Origin of the sequence: Streptomyces naganishii JCM 4654 (assembly GCF_014650575.1) — a bacterium.
Taxonomy (GTDB): domain Bacteria; phylum Actinomycetota; class Actinomycetes; order Streptomycetales; family Streptomycetaceae; genus Streptomyces; species Streptomyces naganishii.
The window spans coordinates 176,003-192,035 of the sequence record NZ_BMVF01000008.1 but is presented as its reverse complement, the minus strand read 5'-3'; the positions used below and the strand labels follow the sequence as shown (position 1 = coordinate 192,035).

Sequence of the window (16,033 nt, the reverse complement as noted above, 5' to 3'; positions counted from 1 at the left end):
GGCGCCTCAGTCCTCGAAGGTGGCCGCAAGTGCCTCCGCCAGCCCCGGCACCAGGTCGGCGCCGGTGAGGACCTCCGTGGCGGAGTCCTTCTCGCGCAGGCGCAGGGCGGACTCCCGCGCGCCGTCACGCAGGACCGCGACCGTCATGCGCACCTCCTGGCGCTCGGGGTGCTCCGCCACCCACTGCGTGAGCTTCGTCTCGTCGAGACCCTGCGGGACCTGCGCCTCGGCGGACGGGGGCAGCATCAGGCGCTCCACGGTCAGCGCGCACCCGGTCACCGCGTCGGGCCAGGCGATCGTGGCGAGGAACTCGTCGAGCGGCCGGTCAGCGGGGATCTCGTCCTGCTCGATGGGGGTGAGACCGGAGGTCTCCTGCTCGTCCGCCAGGCCGAGCTGGTCCGCGAGGGCGGGCTCCTGGGCCCGCAGCCGCGTGGTGTCTACGAGGGCGAAAAGGCGGGCGGGCTGGTCCCAGCCGAGGCCGGAGGCGTACTCGTCGATCTCGAGCACGGCCCGGGTGAGCGGGTTCGCTGCCATGGGAGTGTTGGACATGGTCACAATCCTGCCTCGTTCCTGGGCGGAATCGGGAACCGAGTAAACGGTGAGTAAGTTGCATAGGTGTGGGCCCTCGATCACGCGGGCCCACCGTTCGGTCCGCGGACACCGGGCCTGACGCAACGACAGCGAACCAACAGCGAACTTCGAGGTGCGCACCTTGGCTTTCCAGATGCCGGACCGCGGCGGAGGCCCCACGGGGCCGCGGATCAGAGTGGGCCGCCCGTCCCGGCGTGCCAGGACCCTGCTGATGACACTGGGCGTCCTCGCCGTCCTCGGCATGGCGTTCTCGATGTTCGCGGGGTTCTGGACGGACTGGCTGTGGTACCGCTCGGTGCACTACTCGTCCGTGTTCACCACCACACTGTGGACCAGGGTCGGGCTGTTCTTCGTCTTCGGCCTGCTGATGGCGGCCGCGGTCGGCTTCAACGTCTGGCTGGCGCACCGGATGCGGCCGCCGCTGAGCGCGATGTCCGTGGAGCAGCAGAGCCTGGACCGCTACCGCATGGGCATCGCGCCGTACAAGAAGTGGCTGCTGTGCGGGATCACCGCGGTGGTGGGCCTGATCGCGGGCGCCTCGGCCGCCGGCCAGTGGCGCACATGGCTGATGTGGGTCAACGGCGTGCCGTTCCACCAGAGCGACCCCCAGTTCCACCTGGACGTCTCCTTCTACGCCTTCGACCTGCCCTGGTACCGGTTCCTGCTGGGCTTCGGCTTCGCCGCGACGGTCCTGTCGCTGATCGCCGCCGCGCTCACCCACTACCTGTACGGCGGCCTGCGCGTCACCAGCCCCGGCGCGCGCGCCACGGCCGCCGCGACCGGCCACCTGTCGGTGCTGCTGGGCGTGTTCGTCGCGCTGAAGGCGGTCGCCTACTGGCTGGACCGGTACGGACTGGCGGTGAAGTCCAGCGACTTCCGGGCGACGGGCAACTGGACCGGTCTGCGCTACGTCGACGCCAACGCCTACCTGCCCGCCAAGACCATCCTGTTCTGCATCGCGGTCATCTGCGCGCTGCTGTTCTTCGCCACCCTGTGGCGGCGCACCTGGCAGCTCCCCGTGATCGGCTTCGGCCTGATGGTGCTCTCCGCGATCCTCATCGGCGGGCTCTACCCGGCGATCGTGCAGAAGTTCCAGGTCCAGCCCAACGAGCAGGCGAAGGAGGCGCCGTACGTCGCCAAGAACATCAAGGCGACGCGTGAGGCGTACGGCATCGACGACGCCAAGGTGACGGAGTACGCGGGCACCGGCTCGGCCAAGGACAAGTCGACCCTGCGCGACGACGTCGACAAGACCGCGAGCATCCGCATACTCGACCCCAACATCGTCTCGCCGACCTTCCAGCAACTCCAGCAGATCCGGAACTACTACACGTTCCCGAACAATCTGGACGTGGACCGCTACAGCAAGAACGGCAAGGTCCAGGACACCGTCATCGGTCTGCGCGAGCTGAACCTGGACGGCATCCCGAAGAAGAACTGGATCAACAACCACTTCCGGTACACGCACGGTTACGGCGTCGTCGCGGCCAAGGGCACCGAGGCGGACGGCAACGGCCAGCCCGTCTTCACCGAGTCGGACCTGCCGTCCTCCGGCGAACTCCCGACGTACGAGCAGCGGATCTACTACGGCGAGAAGACCACCACGTACTCGATCGTCGGCGGTCCCCAGAAGGAGATCGACTACTCCGACAACGACGGCGAGAAGACCACCAGTTACCGGGAGAAGAGCGGCGTCAGCCTCTCCAGCCCGGTCAACCGGGCGGCGTACGCGGTGGCGTTCGGCGAGCCGCAGATCCTCTACTCGGGCGCGATCGGCGAGGGCTCGCGGATCCTGTACAACCGCACGCCCAAGGAGCGCGTCGAGGCCGTCGCCCCCTGGCTGACCATCGACGGCGACGCCTACCCGGCGGTGGTGGACGGCCACATCCAGTGGATCGTCGACGCCTACACGACGACGAACGGATACCCGTACGCCTCCCGTACGACCCTCGGTGACACCACGGCCGACTCCCTGACCGCGGGCAACGACTCGCGCGCGGTGGTGGCCCAGCAGAACCAGGTCAACTACATCCGCAACTCGGTCAAGGCGACGGTCGACGCCTACACCGGCGAGGTCAAGCTGTACCAGTGGGACACCCAGGACCCGGTGCTCAAGACCTGGATGAAGGCCTTCCCGGGCACGGTGAAGCCCAAGGCGGACATCTCGCAGGACCTGATGGACCACCTGCGCTACCCGCAGGACCTGTTCAAGGTCCAGCGCGAGCTGCTCACCCGCTACCACGTGCAGGACGCGCAGACCTTCCTCAGCGGCAGCGAGGTGTGGCAGGTGCCGGACGACCCGACCAACAAGTCGGGCAACGCGGTGCCGCCGTACTACCTGACCATGAAGATGCCCGACCAGGGCTCCCAGGCGTTCTCCCTGACGACGACGTTCACGCCCAACGGCCGGGACAACCTCAGCGCGTTCATGGCGGTCGACTCGCAGGCGGGCACGCCCGACTACGGGCAGATCAGGATCCTGAAGCTGCCGACGAGCACCACGGTCGGCGGCCCCAAACAGGTGCAGAGCCAGTTCAACTCCAACTCCCAGCAGAACATCGCCGAGTTCGTCCGGCTCATCAGAGGCGGCGACTCCGAGATCGAGTACGGCAACCTGCTGACCGTCCCGCTCGACGGCGGACTGCTGTACGTCGAACCGGTCTACGTGCGCGGCGGGCAGCTCAAGTACCCCTTGCTGCGCAAGGTGCTGGTGACCTACGGCGGCGCCACCGCGTTCGAGGACACCCTCGACCAGGCCCTGGACAAGGTGTTCGGCACCTCGGGCGCGCAACCGCCGCCCCAGACCGGTAACACGAACCCGCCGGCGTCGGGCAACCCGACGGTGCAACAGGCCCTGAAGGACGCCCAGAAGGCCTTCGACGACAGCCAGGCCGCCCTCAAGGGGCCCCAGATCGACTGGCAGGCGTACGGCAAGGCGCAGAAGGACCTCCAGGACGCGCTGAAGCGGGCCGAGGAAGCGCAGGCCAAGGCCTCCAAGTCCACCGGCAAGAACGGGGGCGGCGGGGGCTGACCGTCAACCGGCCGCCCTGCGGCCCACGTCGCCCGGTCGCGTAGACCGAAGGCCCGGATCCCCTCACGGATCCGGGCCTTCCTGGTGTGCGAACTCATGTGCTTCGGGCGCGCGACGGCCCTGCCGCCGTGGAGAGTTGGGCCGTCTGTGTTTGACTTGTCTCTCTGTGGGCATGTCGACAAAACGCTGAAGTGACCTCACTGGCTGCGGTATACCAGGTGTACCCGGGTTGCGGGTGGTGCGACGATGGACGTTATGGGGGACAAGGTAACTCTGTTCGAGACAGGGCGATTTGTGCAGGCTTCCGATCCCGAGGAGCCGAGCGGGCCGGAGGTGCTCGGCGGCGAGGGCCGGGACGAGGCCGGGACGGCCGCCGACGAGGTGGCCGAGGAGGCCCGCCGCCGGCTCGACGCCGAGGCCGGTGACGTCGGGGCCATGAGCGTCCTCGGGGCCATGCTGCTGCGCCGCGGCGATCTCGACGGAGCCGAACCCCACCTGCGCGCCGCCACCGCGGCCGGTGACCGGGCCGCGGCCAACAACCTGGGCGTCCTCCTCCACCAGCGCGGGTACGCCGAGGAGGCCGCCGGATGGTGGCGCATCGCCGCGGTCGCCGGTTCCGCCGCGGCCGCGCACGCGCTCGGCCGGCACCACCGCGAGCGCGGCGACGAGCCGGCGGCCGAGTACTGGCTGCGCCAGTCCGCCGAGCAGGGCCACGTGCTCGGCGCCTACGCGCTCGCCGATCTGCTGGAGCACCGGGCGGACGCCGCGGCGGAGCGCTGGATGCGGGTCGCCGCCGAGCGGGGGCACCGGGAGGCGGCGTACCGGCTGGCGCGGGCGCTTGACCGGCGCGCCGCGCAGGACCACGACGGCGACAACGCTGCCGGCGCGGCGGAGGAGGCCGAGCAGTGGTACCGGCAGGCCGCCGCGCGCGGCCACCGCCGGGCCGCGCTGCACCTCGGCGCGATCCTGGAGAAGCGGGGCGAGCTCAAGGAGGCCGGCCGCTGGTACCTGACCTCGGCCAAGGACGGCGAGGCGCGGGCCGCCTGCGCGCTCGGGTTCCTGCTGCGCGACGCCGGCGACACCGAGAGCGCGGCCGTGTGGTGGCTGCGGGCCGCGCAGGACGGCGACGGCAACGCCGCCAACGCGCTGGGCGCGCTGCACGCCGAGCGCGGCGAGACGCAGACCGCCGAGCGCTGGTACCGGGCGGCGATGGACGCCGGCGACGTCAACGGCGCGTACAACCTCGGGCTGCTCTGCGCCGAGCAGGGCCGTACCCCGCAGGCCGAGCAGTGGTACCGGCGCGCGGCCTACGCCGGGCACCGGGAGGCGGCGAACGCGCTGGCCATCCTGCTCCTCCAGGGCGGCGACACCACGGGCGCCGAACCGTGGTTCTCCAAGGCGGCCGAGGCCGGGAGCGTGGACGCCGCGTTCAACCTGGGCATCCTCTACGCCGGGCGCGACATGGAGGCCGAGGCCCTGCGGTGGTACGAGCGGGCGGCGGCCGCCGGGCATACCGAGGCCGCGCTCCAGGTGGGCATCGCCCGGCTGCGGGCAGGGGACGAGCCGGAGGCCGAGCGGCATCTGCGGTGCGCGGCCGGCGGCGGCAGCGCGGAGGCCGCCTACCGGCTGGCGACCGTGCTGGACGCGCGCCGCCCGCCGCCGCCCGAGCACGAGCTCGGGGAGTCGGCGGTCCACGAGAAGACCGAGTGCGAGGAGTGGTACGAGCGGGCCGCCACCCAGGGGCACCGTCGCGCCCAGGTGAGGGTCGGCATGCTGGCCGCGGCCCGGGGTGACGTGGTCGAGGCGGCCCGGTGGTACCGCGCGGCCGCCGAGGCCGGTTCGCGCAACGGCGCCTTCAACCTCGGGCTGCTGCTCGCCCGCGAGGGCAGCGAGCCCGAGGCCGCCGTGTGGTGGACCCGGGCCGCCGACGCGGGGCACGGGCGGGCGGCGCTGCGGCTGGCCCTCGTGTACGCGCGTCGGGGCGAACTCGCGGAGGGCCAGCGCTGGGCCGACCGCGCCGCGACCCTCGGCCCGGCCGAGGTAGCGGAACGCGCGGCCCGCCTCCGGGACGCCCTGCGCGAGGAACTCTCGGCCTGACCGCCGGTCCCTCGGCCCGGCGAGCCGCCGCTCGCGCGGGTTCGTGCCCCCTGGCGGCGACCGCGCCGTGGCGCTGGGCCGTGTTGTGGGAGAAGTGGCGGACGTGACCTGTGAGCCTTCGGGCGCACGGGTTCCTCCGCCGCTCGCGGTGGGGCGGCATCGGTGTGGTGTTCGGGCGCGTCGAGGGTGCGGGGTGTGCGGCAGGTCTCCGGGACCGGGGGGATCCGCGTGACGCCGGGCGGGCGTGGGCTTCCCCGGTGGCTCGCCGAAAGGGATTTGCTTCTTTCACCATCGGTCACGTAGTGTTCTATTCATCGACGCGGGGTGGAGCAGCTCGGTAGCTCGCTGGGCTCATAACCCAGAGGTCGCAGGTTCAAATCCTGTCCCCGCTACTGAAGGCCGAGGGCCGGAATCCGATCAAGGATTCCGGCCCTCGGTGTTTGCACCCGTGCCCACGGAAATGAGAACGCCCCGGCGTCCACCGTGGTGGTGCCGGGGCGACTGCCCGCGGGAAGGGCTTCCGTTACGCCGCCGCAGCGCAGTCCGGGCACAGGCCGCGGTACGTCACCTCGACGTCCGAGACCGTGAAGCCGAAGCGCTCGGTGTCCGGGAGGTCGGCGAGCGGGTTGCCGCTCGGGTGCACGTCGCGGATCGCGCCGCAGCCGGCGCAGACCAGGTGGTGGTGCGGCTGGTGCGCGTTCGGGTCGTACCGCTTGGCGCGCTTGTCGGTGGTGACCTCGATCACCTCACCGAGCGTCACGAGCTCGCCCAGCGTGTTGTAGACGGTCGCCCGGGAGATCTCGGGCAGCTTGACGACGGCCCGGGCGTGGACCTCGTCCGCCGTCAGGTGGACGTGCTCGCCGTCCAGGACCTCGGCCACGACTCGCCGCTGCGCGGTCATCCGCCATCCGCGTCCGCGCAGCCGTTCCAGAAGGTCGCTCATACCGACCACCTTAACAGCAAGAGGAACAGTTTCCGAACAGGTGTGACTTTGGAGCCCGACTTGACTTGGACAATGTCCAATATAGGATCGACACTGGCTTTGACCAAGGAACAGGAACGCACAGAAGTGGCGCAGGAGGCGACGTGACCCACGGACCGCTCACGACGGAGGCCGGTGCTCCGGTGGCCGACAACCAGAACAGCGAGACCGCGGGGGCCGGCGGCCCGGTGCTCGTCCAGGACCAGCTCCTGCTCGAGAAACTCGCGCACTTCAACCGGGAGCGCATCCCGGAGCGCGTGGTGCACGCCCGCGGCGCCGGGGCCTACGGCACCTTCACGGTCACGGCCGACGTGACGAAGTACACCCGGGCCAAGTTCCTCTCCGAGGTCGGCAAGCAGACGGAGACCTTCCTGCGCTTCTCGACCGTGGCGGGCAACCTGGGCGCGGCGGACGCGGTACGCGACCCGCGCGGGTTCGCGCTGAAGTTCTACACCGAGGAGGGCAACTACGACCTCGTCGGCAACAACACCCCGGTGTTCTTCATCAAGGACGCCATCAAGTTCCCCGACTTCATCCACACCCAGAAGCGCGACCCCTACACCGGTTCCACCGAGCCGGACAACGTCTGGGACTTCTGGAGCCTGTCCCCGGAGTCCACGCACCAGGTGACCTGGCTGTTCGGCGACCGCGGCATCCCGGCGTCGTACCGCCACATGGACGGCTTCGGCTCGCACACCTACCAGTGGAACAACGAGGCCGGCGAGGTCTTCTGGGTCAAGTACCACTTCAAGACCGACCAGGGGATCAAGTGCCTCACCCAGGAGGAGGCCAACCGGCTCGCCGGTGAGGACCCCGACTCCCACCAGCGCGACCTGCGCGAGTCGATCGAACGCGGCGACTTCCCGTCCTGGACGGTCTACGCGCAGATCATGCCGGCGGCCGAGGCGGCGACGTACCGCTTCAACCCGTTCGACCTGACCAAGGTGTGGCCGCACGCCGACTACCCGCTGGTCGAGTTCGGCAGGCTGGAGCTCAACCGCAACCCGGAGAACGTCTTCGCCGAGGTCGAGCAGTCGATCTTCTCCCCGGCGCACTTCGTGCCCGGCATCGGGCCGTCCCCGGACAAGATGCTCCAGGGCCGCCTGTTCGCCTACGGCGACGCGCACCGCTACCGCGTCGGCGTCAACGCCGACCACCTGCCGGTCAACCGGCCGCACGCCACCGAGGCGCGCACCCACGCCCGTGACGGCCACCTCTACGACGGCCGCCACAAGGGCGCGAAGAACTACGAGCCGAACAGCTTCGGCGGCCCCTTCCAGACGGACCGTCCGCTGTGGCAGCCGGTCGCGGTCTCGGGAGTCACCGGCGAGCACGAGGCGCCGGTGCACGCCGAGGACGACGACTTCGTCCAGGCCGGCAACCTCTACCGGCTGATGACGGAGGAGGAGAAGGACCGCCTGATCGGCAACCTGGCGGGCGCCATCTCCCAGGTCTCGCGCGAGGACATCGCCGAGCGCGCCATCGGCAACTTCCGTCGCGCGGACGGCGACTTCGGCAAGCGGCTGGAGGCCGCCGTGCAGGCCCTGCGCGGCTGACCTTCCGGCAACTGGACCGCTTGCCGCGGGCAGCGGGCCGGGTCCCCGAGGGGGCCCGGCCCGCTCGCGTCCGCTCAGACGGACACCTGCTCCGCCCGCCGCGGGGCCGGCGTCCAGCAGCGGATGATGTCGCGGACGGAGACGATGCCCGCGACCTCGCCGCCGTCGAGGACGATGAGGTGGCGGAAGCCGCCGTGGGTCATCGCGCGGGCCGCCTCCTCCAGGGTCCAGGACGGGGCGGCGAAGACGACGTCGGTGGTGGTGTGGGCATGGGCGTGCTCCGTGTCCGGGCTCTGGCCCAGGCCCACGGAGTTGAGGATGTCGCGCTCGGTGAGGATGCCGATGCCGCCGGCGTCGGGGTCGTGGACCACGGCGGCGCCGATGCGGCGCGCGGACATCAGGGCTGCTGCCTGGCGGAGGGTGTGGGCGGGGCCGATGGTGAGGACCACCGTGCTCATGGCGTCGCGGACGAGCATGGGATGGAGCCACCTCCTCGAGGAACCCGGCTCGTGGCCGGATTCACAAGCTCACAAGTGGGGGGACTCTCAGAGTCGCAGGTAAAGCGGGGGTCAACAAGAGGGCGCGCGCGGCCGGTTGGGGGCGTGCGCAGGCGTCTCCCGTTTCTCAGTGGCGCTGGTTGAGATACCCCAGCAACTCGTCGTGCAGCAGCCCGTTGGAGGCGGCCGCGTTCCCGCTGTGCGGGCCGGGCCGGCCGTCCAGACCCGTGAAGGTGCCGCCCGCCTCGGTCACGATGACGGCGTTGGCGGCCATGTCCCACAGCGACAGCTCGGGTTCGGCGCAGAAGTCGACCGAGCCCTCGGCCACCATCATGTACGGCCAGAAGTCGCCGTACGCGCGCGTGCGCCACACCTCCCGCGTGAGGTCCAGGAAGCCGTTCAGCCGGCCCTGCTCCTCCCAGCCGCTCAGCGAGGAGTACGCGAAGGAGGCGTCGGCGAGCTTCGACACCCGGGACACCCGCAGCCGGCCCGCCTTGGTCAGGCTGCGGCCGGTGAACGCGCCGTGGCCCCGCGCGGCCCACCAGCGCCGCCCGAGCGCCGGGGCCGAGACGACGCCCACCACCGGCTGGTAGCCGCCCTCGCCCGCCTCCGTCAGGGAGATCAGCGTGGCCCACACGGGCACGCCCCGGACGTAGTTCTTGGTGCCGTCGATCGGGTCGATCACCCAGCGGCGCGGGCCGGTGCCCTCGATGCCGTACTCCTCGCCGAGCACCGCGTCACGCGGGCGGGCGCGCTGCAACTGGCCGCGGATGAGTTCCTCCGCCGCCTTGTCCGCTTCGCTGACCGGGGTCATGTCCGGCTTGGTCTCGACCTTGAGGTCGAGGGCCTTGAAGCGGTCCATGGTCGCGGCGTCGGCAGCGTCCGCGAGGACGTGGGCCAGGCGCAGATCGTCGAGGTAGTCCGGCATGTAACGAACCGTATCCGGCGCGGGCCGCATCGGGCCACAGGGGGCGCGGCGGCCGTACGGAAGGCCCCTCGGGCGCGAGGGGCAGGGCGCGCGGGTGTGGCCGAGGGGGACCGGGTGCCTCCGCACACCCTTGACAGTGCCTGCGGGCGCGTCAAATCTGGGCGCAGAGTCGCTCGCCCCCGGGAGGCGATGATGCCTGCAGCGCGGGAATCCCTGCTGGACGCCGCCTACACGGCGCTGGCGCGCCGGCCGTGGTCCGCCGTGCGGATGGTGGACGTGGCCGCGGCGGCCGGGGTCTCCCGGCAGACGCTCTACAACGAGTTCGGCAGCAAGGAGGGCCTGGCCCGGGCGCTGGTCCGCCGCGAGGCGGACGGCTATCTCGCCGGCGTCGAGCGCGCGCTCGCCCTGCCCGCCGACGCGCGCGAGCGGCTGACCGCCGCAGCGGAGTGGACCGCCTCGGCGGCCCGGGAGAACGCGCTGGTGAAGGCCATGCTCACCGGCTGCTGGAGCGAGCGGCTGCCCGCGCCCACGCTGTCCGCGGTGCCCTCCTCCTCCGCCGTCCCGGCGCAGCGCCGGGCGGACGGGCCGCCGCCGTCGCCGGGCGACTTCGTCGCCGCCGTCCGCGACCGCGCCGTGGCCGCACTGTCGGCACCGGGCGCGCCCAGGCCGGACACCGCCCCGGGTGCCGTCAGGCCTGACACCGGCCCGGGTGCCCTAAGAGCGGACATCATCCCGGGCGCGCCGAGGCCGGACACCGGGCCGGGCGCCGCCCCGGGCGCGTCCAGGCCGGACACCGCCGAATTGGCCCGCACCTGCGAGCTGATCGTCCGTCTCGCCCTGTCCTGTGTCGCGGCCCCGCCCGGTGAGGGCGGCGTCGCCGAACTGGTCCGCGCCACACTGCACCGTCAACCCGTCTGAGCGGCCCCGGAGTTGGTGGCGCGCCCGCGACAGTGCGCGGATCGCGCCGACGTCAGTGCGTGGATCCTGACAACTGGAGGCCGATCACGCCGATGATGACGAAGCTGATCGAGACGATCTTCAGCGTGGACACCAGGTCGCCGAGGAAGACCATGCCGTAGATCGCGGTGCCCGCCGCCCCGATGCCCGTCCACACCGCGTACGCCGGCCCGACGTCGAGCTTGCGCAGGGACAGGGTGAGCAGACCGAAGCTGCCGAGCGCGAAGCAGCAGAAGGCGATGGTCGGCCACAGCCGGGTGAAACCGTGGGACAGCTTCAGGCACACGGCGAAGCCGGTCTCCAGCAACCCGGCCACTATGACCAGCAGCCACGCCATGTGCGCTCCTCACCTGCGTCCGCGTCCCGTGACCGCTTCGTCATGCCTGGGCAGACCCGGACCGGCTCGGAACCGGCCCCGTGCGATTATGCACTTGCCAGGCGCGGGCCCCGACAAACAACGCGGAGGTCAGTCGCCCTCCGTGCGCTCCCGCGTGGCCAGCAGCCGCCGCAGCGAGTACAGCCGGGCCGGGTCCGCGTGGCCCTCGGCCACCCACTCGTCCAGCGCGCAGTCCGGCTCGTCGTGACTGCACGCGCGCGGGCAGCCCTCGGTGCCCGGCTCCAGGTCGGGGAAGGCGTGGATGACACGGGACGGGTCGATGTGCGCCAAGCCGAACGACCGTACGCCCGGCGTGTCCACGACCCAGCCGCCCGCGCCGGACAGCGGCAGCGCGAGCGCCGAGGTGGTGGTGTGCCGGCCGCGGCCCGTCACCGCGTTCACATGCCCGGTCACCCGCCGCAGCTCCTCCGGCACCAGCGCGTTGACCAGCGTGGTCTTGCCGACGCCCGAATGGCCCACGAACGCCGTCACACGGCCGTCGAGATGCTCGCGCACCCGGTCGGCCGCGTCGCCGGCCTCCAGTTCCGCACGGCTGGTGACGACGTAGGGGATGTCCAACGCCCCGTACAGATCGAGGAGTTGGTCCGGCGGGGCGAGGTCCGACTTGGTCATCACCAGCAGCGGCGAGAGCCCCCCGTCGTACGCCGCCACCAGGCAGCGGTCGATCAGGCGGGGCCGCGGCTCGGGGTCGGCGAGCGCGGTGACGATGGCCAGCTGGTCGGCGTTGGCCACGACCACGCGCTCGTAGGGGTCGTCGTCGTCCGCCGTGCGGCGCAGCACCGAGGCGCGCTCCTCGATGCGGACGATGCGGGCGAGGGTGTCCTTCTTCCCCGACAGATCGCCCACCAGGGCCACCCGGTCGCCCACCACGGCGGCCTTGCGGCCCAGTTCACGGGCCTTCATCGCGAGCACCGTGCGGCCGTCGACCAGACAGGTCAGCCGCCCCCGGTCCACGGTGAGGACCATGCCCTCGGCGGCGTCCTCGTGCTTGGGGCGGATGTGCGTACGCGGCCGGTTGCCCCGGCGGTTGGGCCGGGAGCGGATGTCGTCCTCGTCGGTGTGCTTGCCGTAGCGGCGCATGACCTGGTCCCCGCGCCTCTACGCCGCCCCGAGCATCCCGGTCCACAGCTCGGGGAAGTCCGGCAGGGTCTTCGCCGTCGTCGCCACGTTCTCGATCTGCACGCCCTCGACGGCCAGACCGATGATCGCGCCGGCCGTCGCCATCCGGTGGTCCTCGTAGGTGTGGAAGATGCCGCCGTGCAGCCGGCGCGGGCGGATGTGCAGGCCGTCGCCCGTCTCGGTCACATCGCCGCCGAGCTCGTTGATCTCCTTGGTCAGCGCGGCCAGCCGGTCCGTCTCGTGCAGCCGCAGATGGGCCACGCCCCGCAGGGTCGAGGGCGAGTCCGCGAGCGCGGCGACCGCCGCGATGCCCGGGGTCAGCTCGCCGACCTCGCCCAGATCGACGTCGATGCCGTGCACCGAGCCCGAGCCGGTGAAGACCAGGCCGTACTCGGTCAGTTCGCAGGAACCACCCATCTCGGTGAAGATCTGCCGCAGCCGGTCACCCGGCTGGGTCGTCCGGGACGGCCAGTCGGGGATCACGACCTTGCCGCCGGTGACCAGGGCAGCCGCCAGGAAGGGCTGGGCGTTGGACAGGTCCGGTTCCACGGTCAGGTCCCGGCCGAGCAGCGCGCCCGGCGTGACCCGCCAGACGTTCGGCTCGCCGCCGGACTCGGGGGTGTCCACCTGCGCGCCCACCGCGCGCAGCATGTCCACGGTCATCCGGATGTGGGGCATCGACGGCAGCGCGGTGCCCACGTGCCGCACCTCGACGCCCTGGTTGAAGCGCGGTCCGGAGAGCAGCAGCGCGCTGACGAACTGGGACGAGGAGGAGGCGTCGATCTCCACCGGGCCGCCGTCCAGGGCGCCGCTGCCGTGCACGGTCAGCGGCAGCGCGCCGCGCCCGTCGTCGTCGATCCGGGCCCCGAGCACCCGCAGCGCGTCGATGACGCCGTGCAGGGGACGCTCGTAGGAACGCGGGTCGCCGTCGAAGCGGACCGGGCCGTCGGCCAGCGCGGCGACGGGCGGCAGGAAGCGCATCACCGTGCCCGCGTTGCCCACGTCCACCGTGGCCGGGCCGTGCAGCCCCGCCGGGATCACCCGCCAGGCCTCCCCGGAGGCGCCCGCGCCGGACGCCGAGGACACCGTCTCCTCGATGCCGACGCCCATCGCACGCAGCGCGCCCGCCATCAGCAGCGTGTCGCGCGAGCGCAGCGGACGCCGCAGCCAGCCCGGCTCGGAGGCGAGGGCGGCGAGCACCAGGGCGCGGTTGGTGACCGACTTGGACCCGGGCACGTGGACCGTCGCGTCGACGGCTCCGCTCGCGTGCGGGGCGGGCCAGAGGGCGGTGTGTGCGTGGTTCGGGGCCATGGGCCCACTGTATAAGGAGGCGGTGGCACCGGCCGTCGTGCGGCGGCGCGGTGATCACAGGCCGAGAAGCCAGCGTCCCCCGCCCATCAGCGAGCACAGCGACACCGCGTGGAACAGGAACAGCCACAGCCCGGCCGGTACGTGGGTGAGCCGTGACAACTGGTCCGCGTCCGAGTCCCCGGCGCCGCCGCGCGACCGCTTGGCCTGGAGCTCGAAGGCCGGGCGCACCCCGCCGAGCAGCAGGAACCACACCACCGCGTACGCGAAGGCCGCCTGCACCTGGGGACCGGCCAGCCACGACACCAGCAGGAAGGTGCCGCCGGTGAGGACCACGGTGAGCGCCCCGTAGGCGTTGCGGATCATCACCAGCATCGCCACCAGCAGCGCCGTGGCCGCCCACAGCAGCAGGGTGATGTGCCCGGCCGCGAGCAGGGCCGCGCCGCCGAGGCCGAGCAGCGGGGGAGCGGTGTAGCCGGCGGCCGCGGTGAGGATCATGCCGACGCCGTACGGCTTGCCGCGGCTCACCGTCAGGCCGCTGGTGTCGGAGTGCAGGCGTATCCCGGTCAGCGTGCGCCCGCTCAGCAGCGCCACCAGGCCGTGCCCGCCCTCGTGGGCGATGGTGATCGCGTTGCGCGAGAGGCGCCACAGGGTGTGCGGGACGACCACCGCGAGCGCGGCGAGGGCGGTGGCGACCACCACCCAGAGGCTGGGGTCGGGCTGGGTGCCGATCAGACGGTCCCAGAGATCGGGCAGCGCGGTGGCGGCGGTGCTGGCCATGTTTCCCGGTGGCTCCCTGTGCTCGTGCGGAGTCTGGCAGTGTTGCACGTATGTGCGGACGGTATGCAGCGAGTCGCGGACCCGAGGATCTCGCGGGAATTTTTGAAGTCGAGAAGTGGGAGCCCGAGGAGACTCTGGAACCCGACTACAACGTGGCCCCCACCAAGGAGGTCCACGTCGTCCTCGACCGCCCCCTGAAGGACGCCGGCGACGACCGCCCGGTTCGCCAGCTGCGCAGGCTGAGGTGGGGGCTGGTCCCCTCCTGGTCCAAGACGCCCGAGGGCGCCGCCCGGATGATCAACGCGCGCGCGGAGACCGTGCACGAGAAGCCCTCCTACCGCCGCGCCTTCGCCGCCCGGCGCTGCACCGTGCCCGCCGACGGCTACTACGAGTGGGTCACCGGCACCCAGGAGCGGGAGCTGGAGGTGGAGGGGCGGCGCAAGCGCCCGCGCAAGCAGCCGTACTTCGTCACGCCGGCGGACGGGTCGGTGTTCGCGATGGCGGGGCTGTACGAGTTCTGGCGGGACCGCACGCTGCCCGACGACCACCCGCGGGCCTGGTGGGCGACCTGCTCGGTGATCACCACGGAGGCGGAGCGGACCCCGCTGGCCGTCGCCCCGGCCGACGGGCCGCGCTCCCTGGCCGACATCCACCCCAGGATGCCGCTGATGCTCACCCCCGACCGCTGGGACGCCTGGCTGGACCCGTCCCGCACGGACGCGGACGGCCTGCGCGAGCTGCTGGCACCCCCGCCGCCCGGGCTGATGCGCGCCTACCCCGTCTCCACCGCCGTGAGCAACGTCCGCAACAACGGACCCGAACTGCTCAAGGAGCTTCCGGCGCCCGAGGAGGGCACACTTTTCTAGCGTGACCGACACCACTGACAACCGGACCGCCGGAACCGAGCCCGTCGTGACCGGGACCGCCGACATCGGCACCGTCGAAACCGAGACCGAGACCGAGACCGGGACCGTCGACACCGAGACCGCCGAGACGGAGGCCGGGACCGCCCGGATCACCTGGCACCCGGCGAAGAAGGCACGCCTGGTGCTGGCCGCCGGCCACGGCGCCGGCGGCGGCATCGAGGCCCGCGACCTGAGGGCCCTCGCGCGCGTCCTGCCCGCGCACGGTGTGAGCGTGGCCCTCGTCGAGCAGCCCTGGCGGGTGGCCGGCAGGAAGGTCGCGCCCGCGCCGAAGACGCTGGACACCGGCTGGCGCGGCGTCTGGCCCGTGATCGCCGGACGAGGGCTGCCGGTGATCTCCGGCGGCCGCAGCGCCGGCGCGCGCGTCGCCTGCCGTACGGCGGCGGAGCTGGGCGCCCGCGCCGTGCTCGCCCTGAGCTTCCCGCTGCACCCGCCGGGCAGGCCCGGGAAGTCCCGCGCCGGGGAGCTGCTGGACGCCGGTGTGCCCACGCTCGTCGTGCAGGGCGGCAACGACCCGTTCGGCAGGCCGGAGGAGTTCCCGCCGGGCACCTACGAGATGGCCGAGATCCCCCACGGCGACCACGGCTTCGGGGTGCCCAAGCGGGCGGGGATCACCGAGGAGGAGGCCATGCGGCTGCTCACGGACGCGGTGGCACGGTGGACCACGTCACTCGTGTGACGTGCGCCGGGGCCGGGAATGCCCGGTGCCCCGCCGCTGTTGTGGCCGTCGAGAGTGCCGGACCCCGGCACCGACGCCGTAGGAGAGGAAGTCCGCCGCATGGGTTCGACCTTCTGCCCGCGCCGCAGTGCCCGCACCGACCTGGACTGGACGGTGCTGCACGCGGCGAAGACCGCCCCTATTCGGGC

Annotated in this window: 14 protein-coding genes and 1 tRNA gene; 7 read left to right on the top strand and 8 right to left on the bottom strand. The window is 72.1% G+C overall.

The genetic code is table 11. The annotated features are described in order from the left end of the window. Window positions 1–6: 6 nt before the first annotated feature. Complete coding sequence (locus IE217_RS17110) at window positions 7–549, bottom strand: PPA1309 family protein (RefSeq protein ID WP_190178726.1); 543 nt, start codon at window positions 547–549, stop codon at window positions 7–9. 175 nt (window positions 550–724) lie between these two features. Between IE217_RS17110 and IE217_RS17105 the strand changes: the two genes are divergently transcribed. From IE217_RS17105 to IE217_RS17095, 3 genes are all read left to right on the top strand, one after another. After that, window positions 725–3,622: a UPF0182 family membrane protein gene (locus IE217_RS17105; RefSeq protein WP_190178856.1), complete on the top strand. Its 2,898-nt coding sequence runs from the start codon at window positions 725–727 to the stop codon at window positions 3,620–3,622. A 246-nt stretch (window positions 3,623–3,868) separates the two neighbouring features. Then, window positions 3,869–5,719, top strand: a complete 1,851-nt coding sequence (locus tag IE217_RS17100; RefSeq protein ID WP_190178725.1) for a tetratricopeptide repeat protein — start codon at window positions 3,869–3,871, stop codon at window positions 5,717–5,719. Between the two features lie 318 nt (window positions 5,720–6,037). After that, window positions 6,038–6,111: transfer RNA gene (locus tag IE217_RS17095), tRNA-Met, on the top strand. 131 nt (window positions 6,112–6,242) lie between these two features. On the opposite strand, the gene IE217_RS17090 is transcribed toward IE217_RS17095, so the two are convergent. Next, entirely contained in the window at window positions 6,243–6,662 is a 420-nt protein-coding gene (locus tag IE217_RS17090) for a Fur family transcriptional regulator (RefSeq protein ID WP_190178724.1), read from the bottom strand. 143 nt (window positions 6,663–6,805) lie between these two features. Here IE217_RS17090 and IE217_RS17085 point away from each other — a divergent pair, with 143 nt between their 5' ends. Next, on the top strand, window positions 6,806–8,257 hold the full coding sequence (locus IE217_RS17085) for a catalase (RefSeq protein ID WP_190178723.1): 1,452 nt from the start codon (window positions 6,806–6,808) through the stop codon (window positions 8,255–8,257). 74 nt (window positions 8,258–8,331) lie between these two features. Here the strand turns inward: IE217_RS17085 and IE217_RS17080 are convergent, their stop codons facing one another. Both IE217_RS17080 and hisN read right to left on the bottom strand, forming a co-directional pair. Next, window positions 8,332–8,733: a CBS domain-containing protein gene (locus IE217_RS17080; RefSeq protein ID WP_189705303.1), complete on the bottom strand. Its 402-nt coding sequence runs from the start codon at window positions 8,731–8,733 to the stop codon at window positions 8,332–8,334. Window positions 8,734–8,881: 148 nt separating this feature from the next. Next, a complete protein-coding gene (gene hisN, locus IE217_RS17075) occupies window positions 8,882–9,682 on the bottom strand; it encodes a histidinol-phosphatase (RefSeq protein ID WP_190178722.1) in 801 nt (266 codons plus the stop codon). Window positions 9,683–9,874: 192 nt separating this feature from the next. On the opposite strand from hisN, the gene IE217_RS17070 reads away from it, so the two are divergent. Next, window positions 9,875–10,600 (top strand): TetR/AcrR family transcriptional regulator, encoded by a 726-nt coding sequence (locus IE217_RS17070; RefSeq protein WP_373298048.1) that lies wholly within the window; start codon window positions 9,875–9,877, stop codon window positions 10,598–10,600. Window positions 10,601–10,652: 52 nt separating this feature from the next. On the opposite strand, the gene IE217_RS17065 is transcribed toward IE217_RS17070, so the two are convergent. The 4 genes from IE217_RS17065 to IE217_RS17050 all read right to left on the bottom strand — a co-directional run bounded on the left by IE217_RS17065 (window position 10,653) and on the right by IE217_RS17050 (window position 14,243). Next, complete coding sequence (locus IE217_RS17065; RefSeq protein WP_190178720.1) at window positions 10,653–10,976, bottom strand: DMT family transporter; 324 nt, start codon at window positions 10,974–10,976, stop codon at window positions 10,653–10,655. Window positions 10,977–11,105: 129 nt separating this feature from the next. Further along, the gene (gene rsgA / locus IE217_RS17060; RefSeq protein WP_190178719.1) at window positions 11,106–12,116 is read right to left on the bottom strand and encodes a ribosome small subunit-dependent GTPase A; all 1,011 of its coding nucleotides are present in this window, start codon (window positions 12,114–12,116) and stop codon (window positions 11,106–11,108) included. Between the two features lie 18 nt (window positions 12,117–12,134). Then, a complete protein-coding gene (gene aroA / locus IE217_RS17055) occupies window positions 12,135–13,466 on the bottom strand; it encodes a 3-phosphoshikimate 1-carboxyvinyltransferase (RefSeq protein WP_190178718.1) in 1,332 nt (443 codons plus the stop codon). Window positions 13,467–13,520: 54 nt separating this feature from the next. Beyond that, a complete protein-coding gene (locus IE217_RS17050) occupies window positions 13,521–14,243 on the bottom strand; it encodes a M50 family metallopeptidase (RefSeq protein WP_190178717.1) in 723 nt (240 codons plus the stop codon). A 50-nt stretch (window positions 14,244–14,293) separates the two neighbouring features. On the opposite strand from IE217_RS17050, the gene IE217_RS17045 reads away from it, so the two are divergent. Both IE217_RS17045 and IE217_RS17040 read left to right on the top strand, forming a co-directional pair. Then, the gene (locus IE217_RS17045; RefSeq protein WP_190178716.1) at window positions 14,294–15,109 is read left to right on the top strand and encodes an SOS response-associated peptidase; all 816 of its coding nucleotides are present in this window, start codon (window positions 14,294–14,296) and stop codon (window positions 15,107–15,109) included. Between the two features lie 64 nt (window positions 15,110–15,173). Then, window positions 15,174–15,845, top strand: a complete 672-nt coding sequence (locus IE217_RS17040; protein WP_190178855.1) for an alpha/beta hydrolase family protein — start codon at window positions 15,174–15,176, stop codon at window positions 15,843–15,845. The last annotated feature ends 188 nt before the right edge of the window (window positions 15,846–16,033 follow it).

Coding starts and splice junctions, on each gene's coding strand:
- IE217_RS17110 (WP_190178726.1), bottom strand. CDS start 549: ATGTCCAACACTCCCATGGCAGCGAACCCGCTCACCCGGGCCGTGCTC.
- IE217_RS17105 (WP_190178856.1), top strand. CDS start 725: ATGCCGGACCGCGGCGGAGGCCCCACGGGGCCGCGGATCAGAGTGGGC.
- IE217_RS17100 (WP_190178725.1), top strand. CDS start 3,869: ATGGACGTTATGGGGGACAAGGTAACTCTGTTCGAGACAGGGCGATTT.
- IE217_RS17090 (WP_190178724.1), bottom strand. CDS start 6,662: ATGAGCGACCTTCTGGAACGGCTGCGCGGACGCGGATGGCGGATGACC.
- IE217_RS17080 (WP_189705303.1), bottom strand. CDS start 8,733: ATGCTCGTCCGCGACGCCATGAGCACGGTGGTCCTCACCATCGGCCCC.
- hisN (WP_190178722.1), bottom strand. CDS start 9,682: ATGCCGGACTACCTCGACGATCTGCGCCTGGCCCACGTCCTCGCGGAC.
- IE217_RS17070 (WP_373298048.1), top strand. CDS start 9,875: ATGCCTGCAGCGCGGGAATCCCTGCTGGACGCCGCCTACACGGCGCTG.
- IE217_RS17065 (WP_190178720.1), bottom strand. CDS start 10,976: ATGGCGTGGCTGCTGGTCATAGTGGCCGGGTTGCTGGAGACCGGCTTC.
- rsgA (WP_190178719.1), bottom strand. CDS start 12,116: ATGCGCCGCTACGGCAAGCACACCGACGAGGACGACATCCGCTCCCGG.
- aroA (WP_190178718.1), bottom strand. CDS start 13,466: ATGGCCCCGAACCACGCACACACCGCCCTCTGGCCCGCCCCGCACGCG.
- IE217_RS17050 (WP_190178717.1), bottom strand. CDS start 14,243: ATGGCCAGCACCGCCGCCACCGCGCTGCCCGATCTCTGGGACCGTCTG.
- IE217_RS17045 (WP_190178716.1), top strand. CDS start 14,294: ATGTGCGGACGGTATGCAGCGAGTCGCGGACCCGAGGATCTCGCGGGA.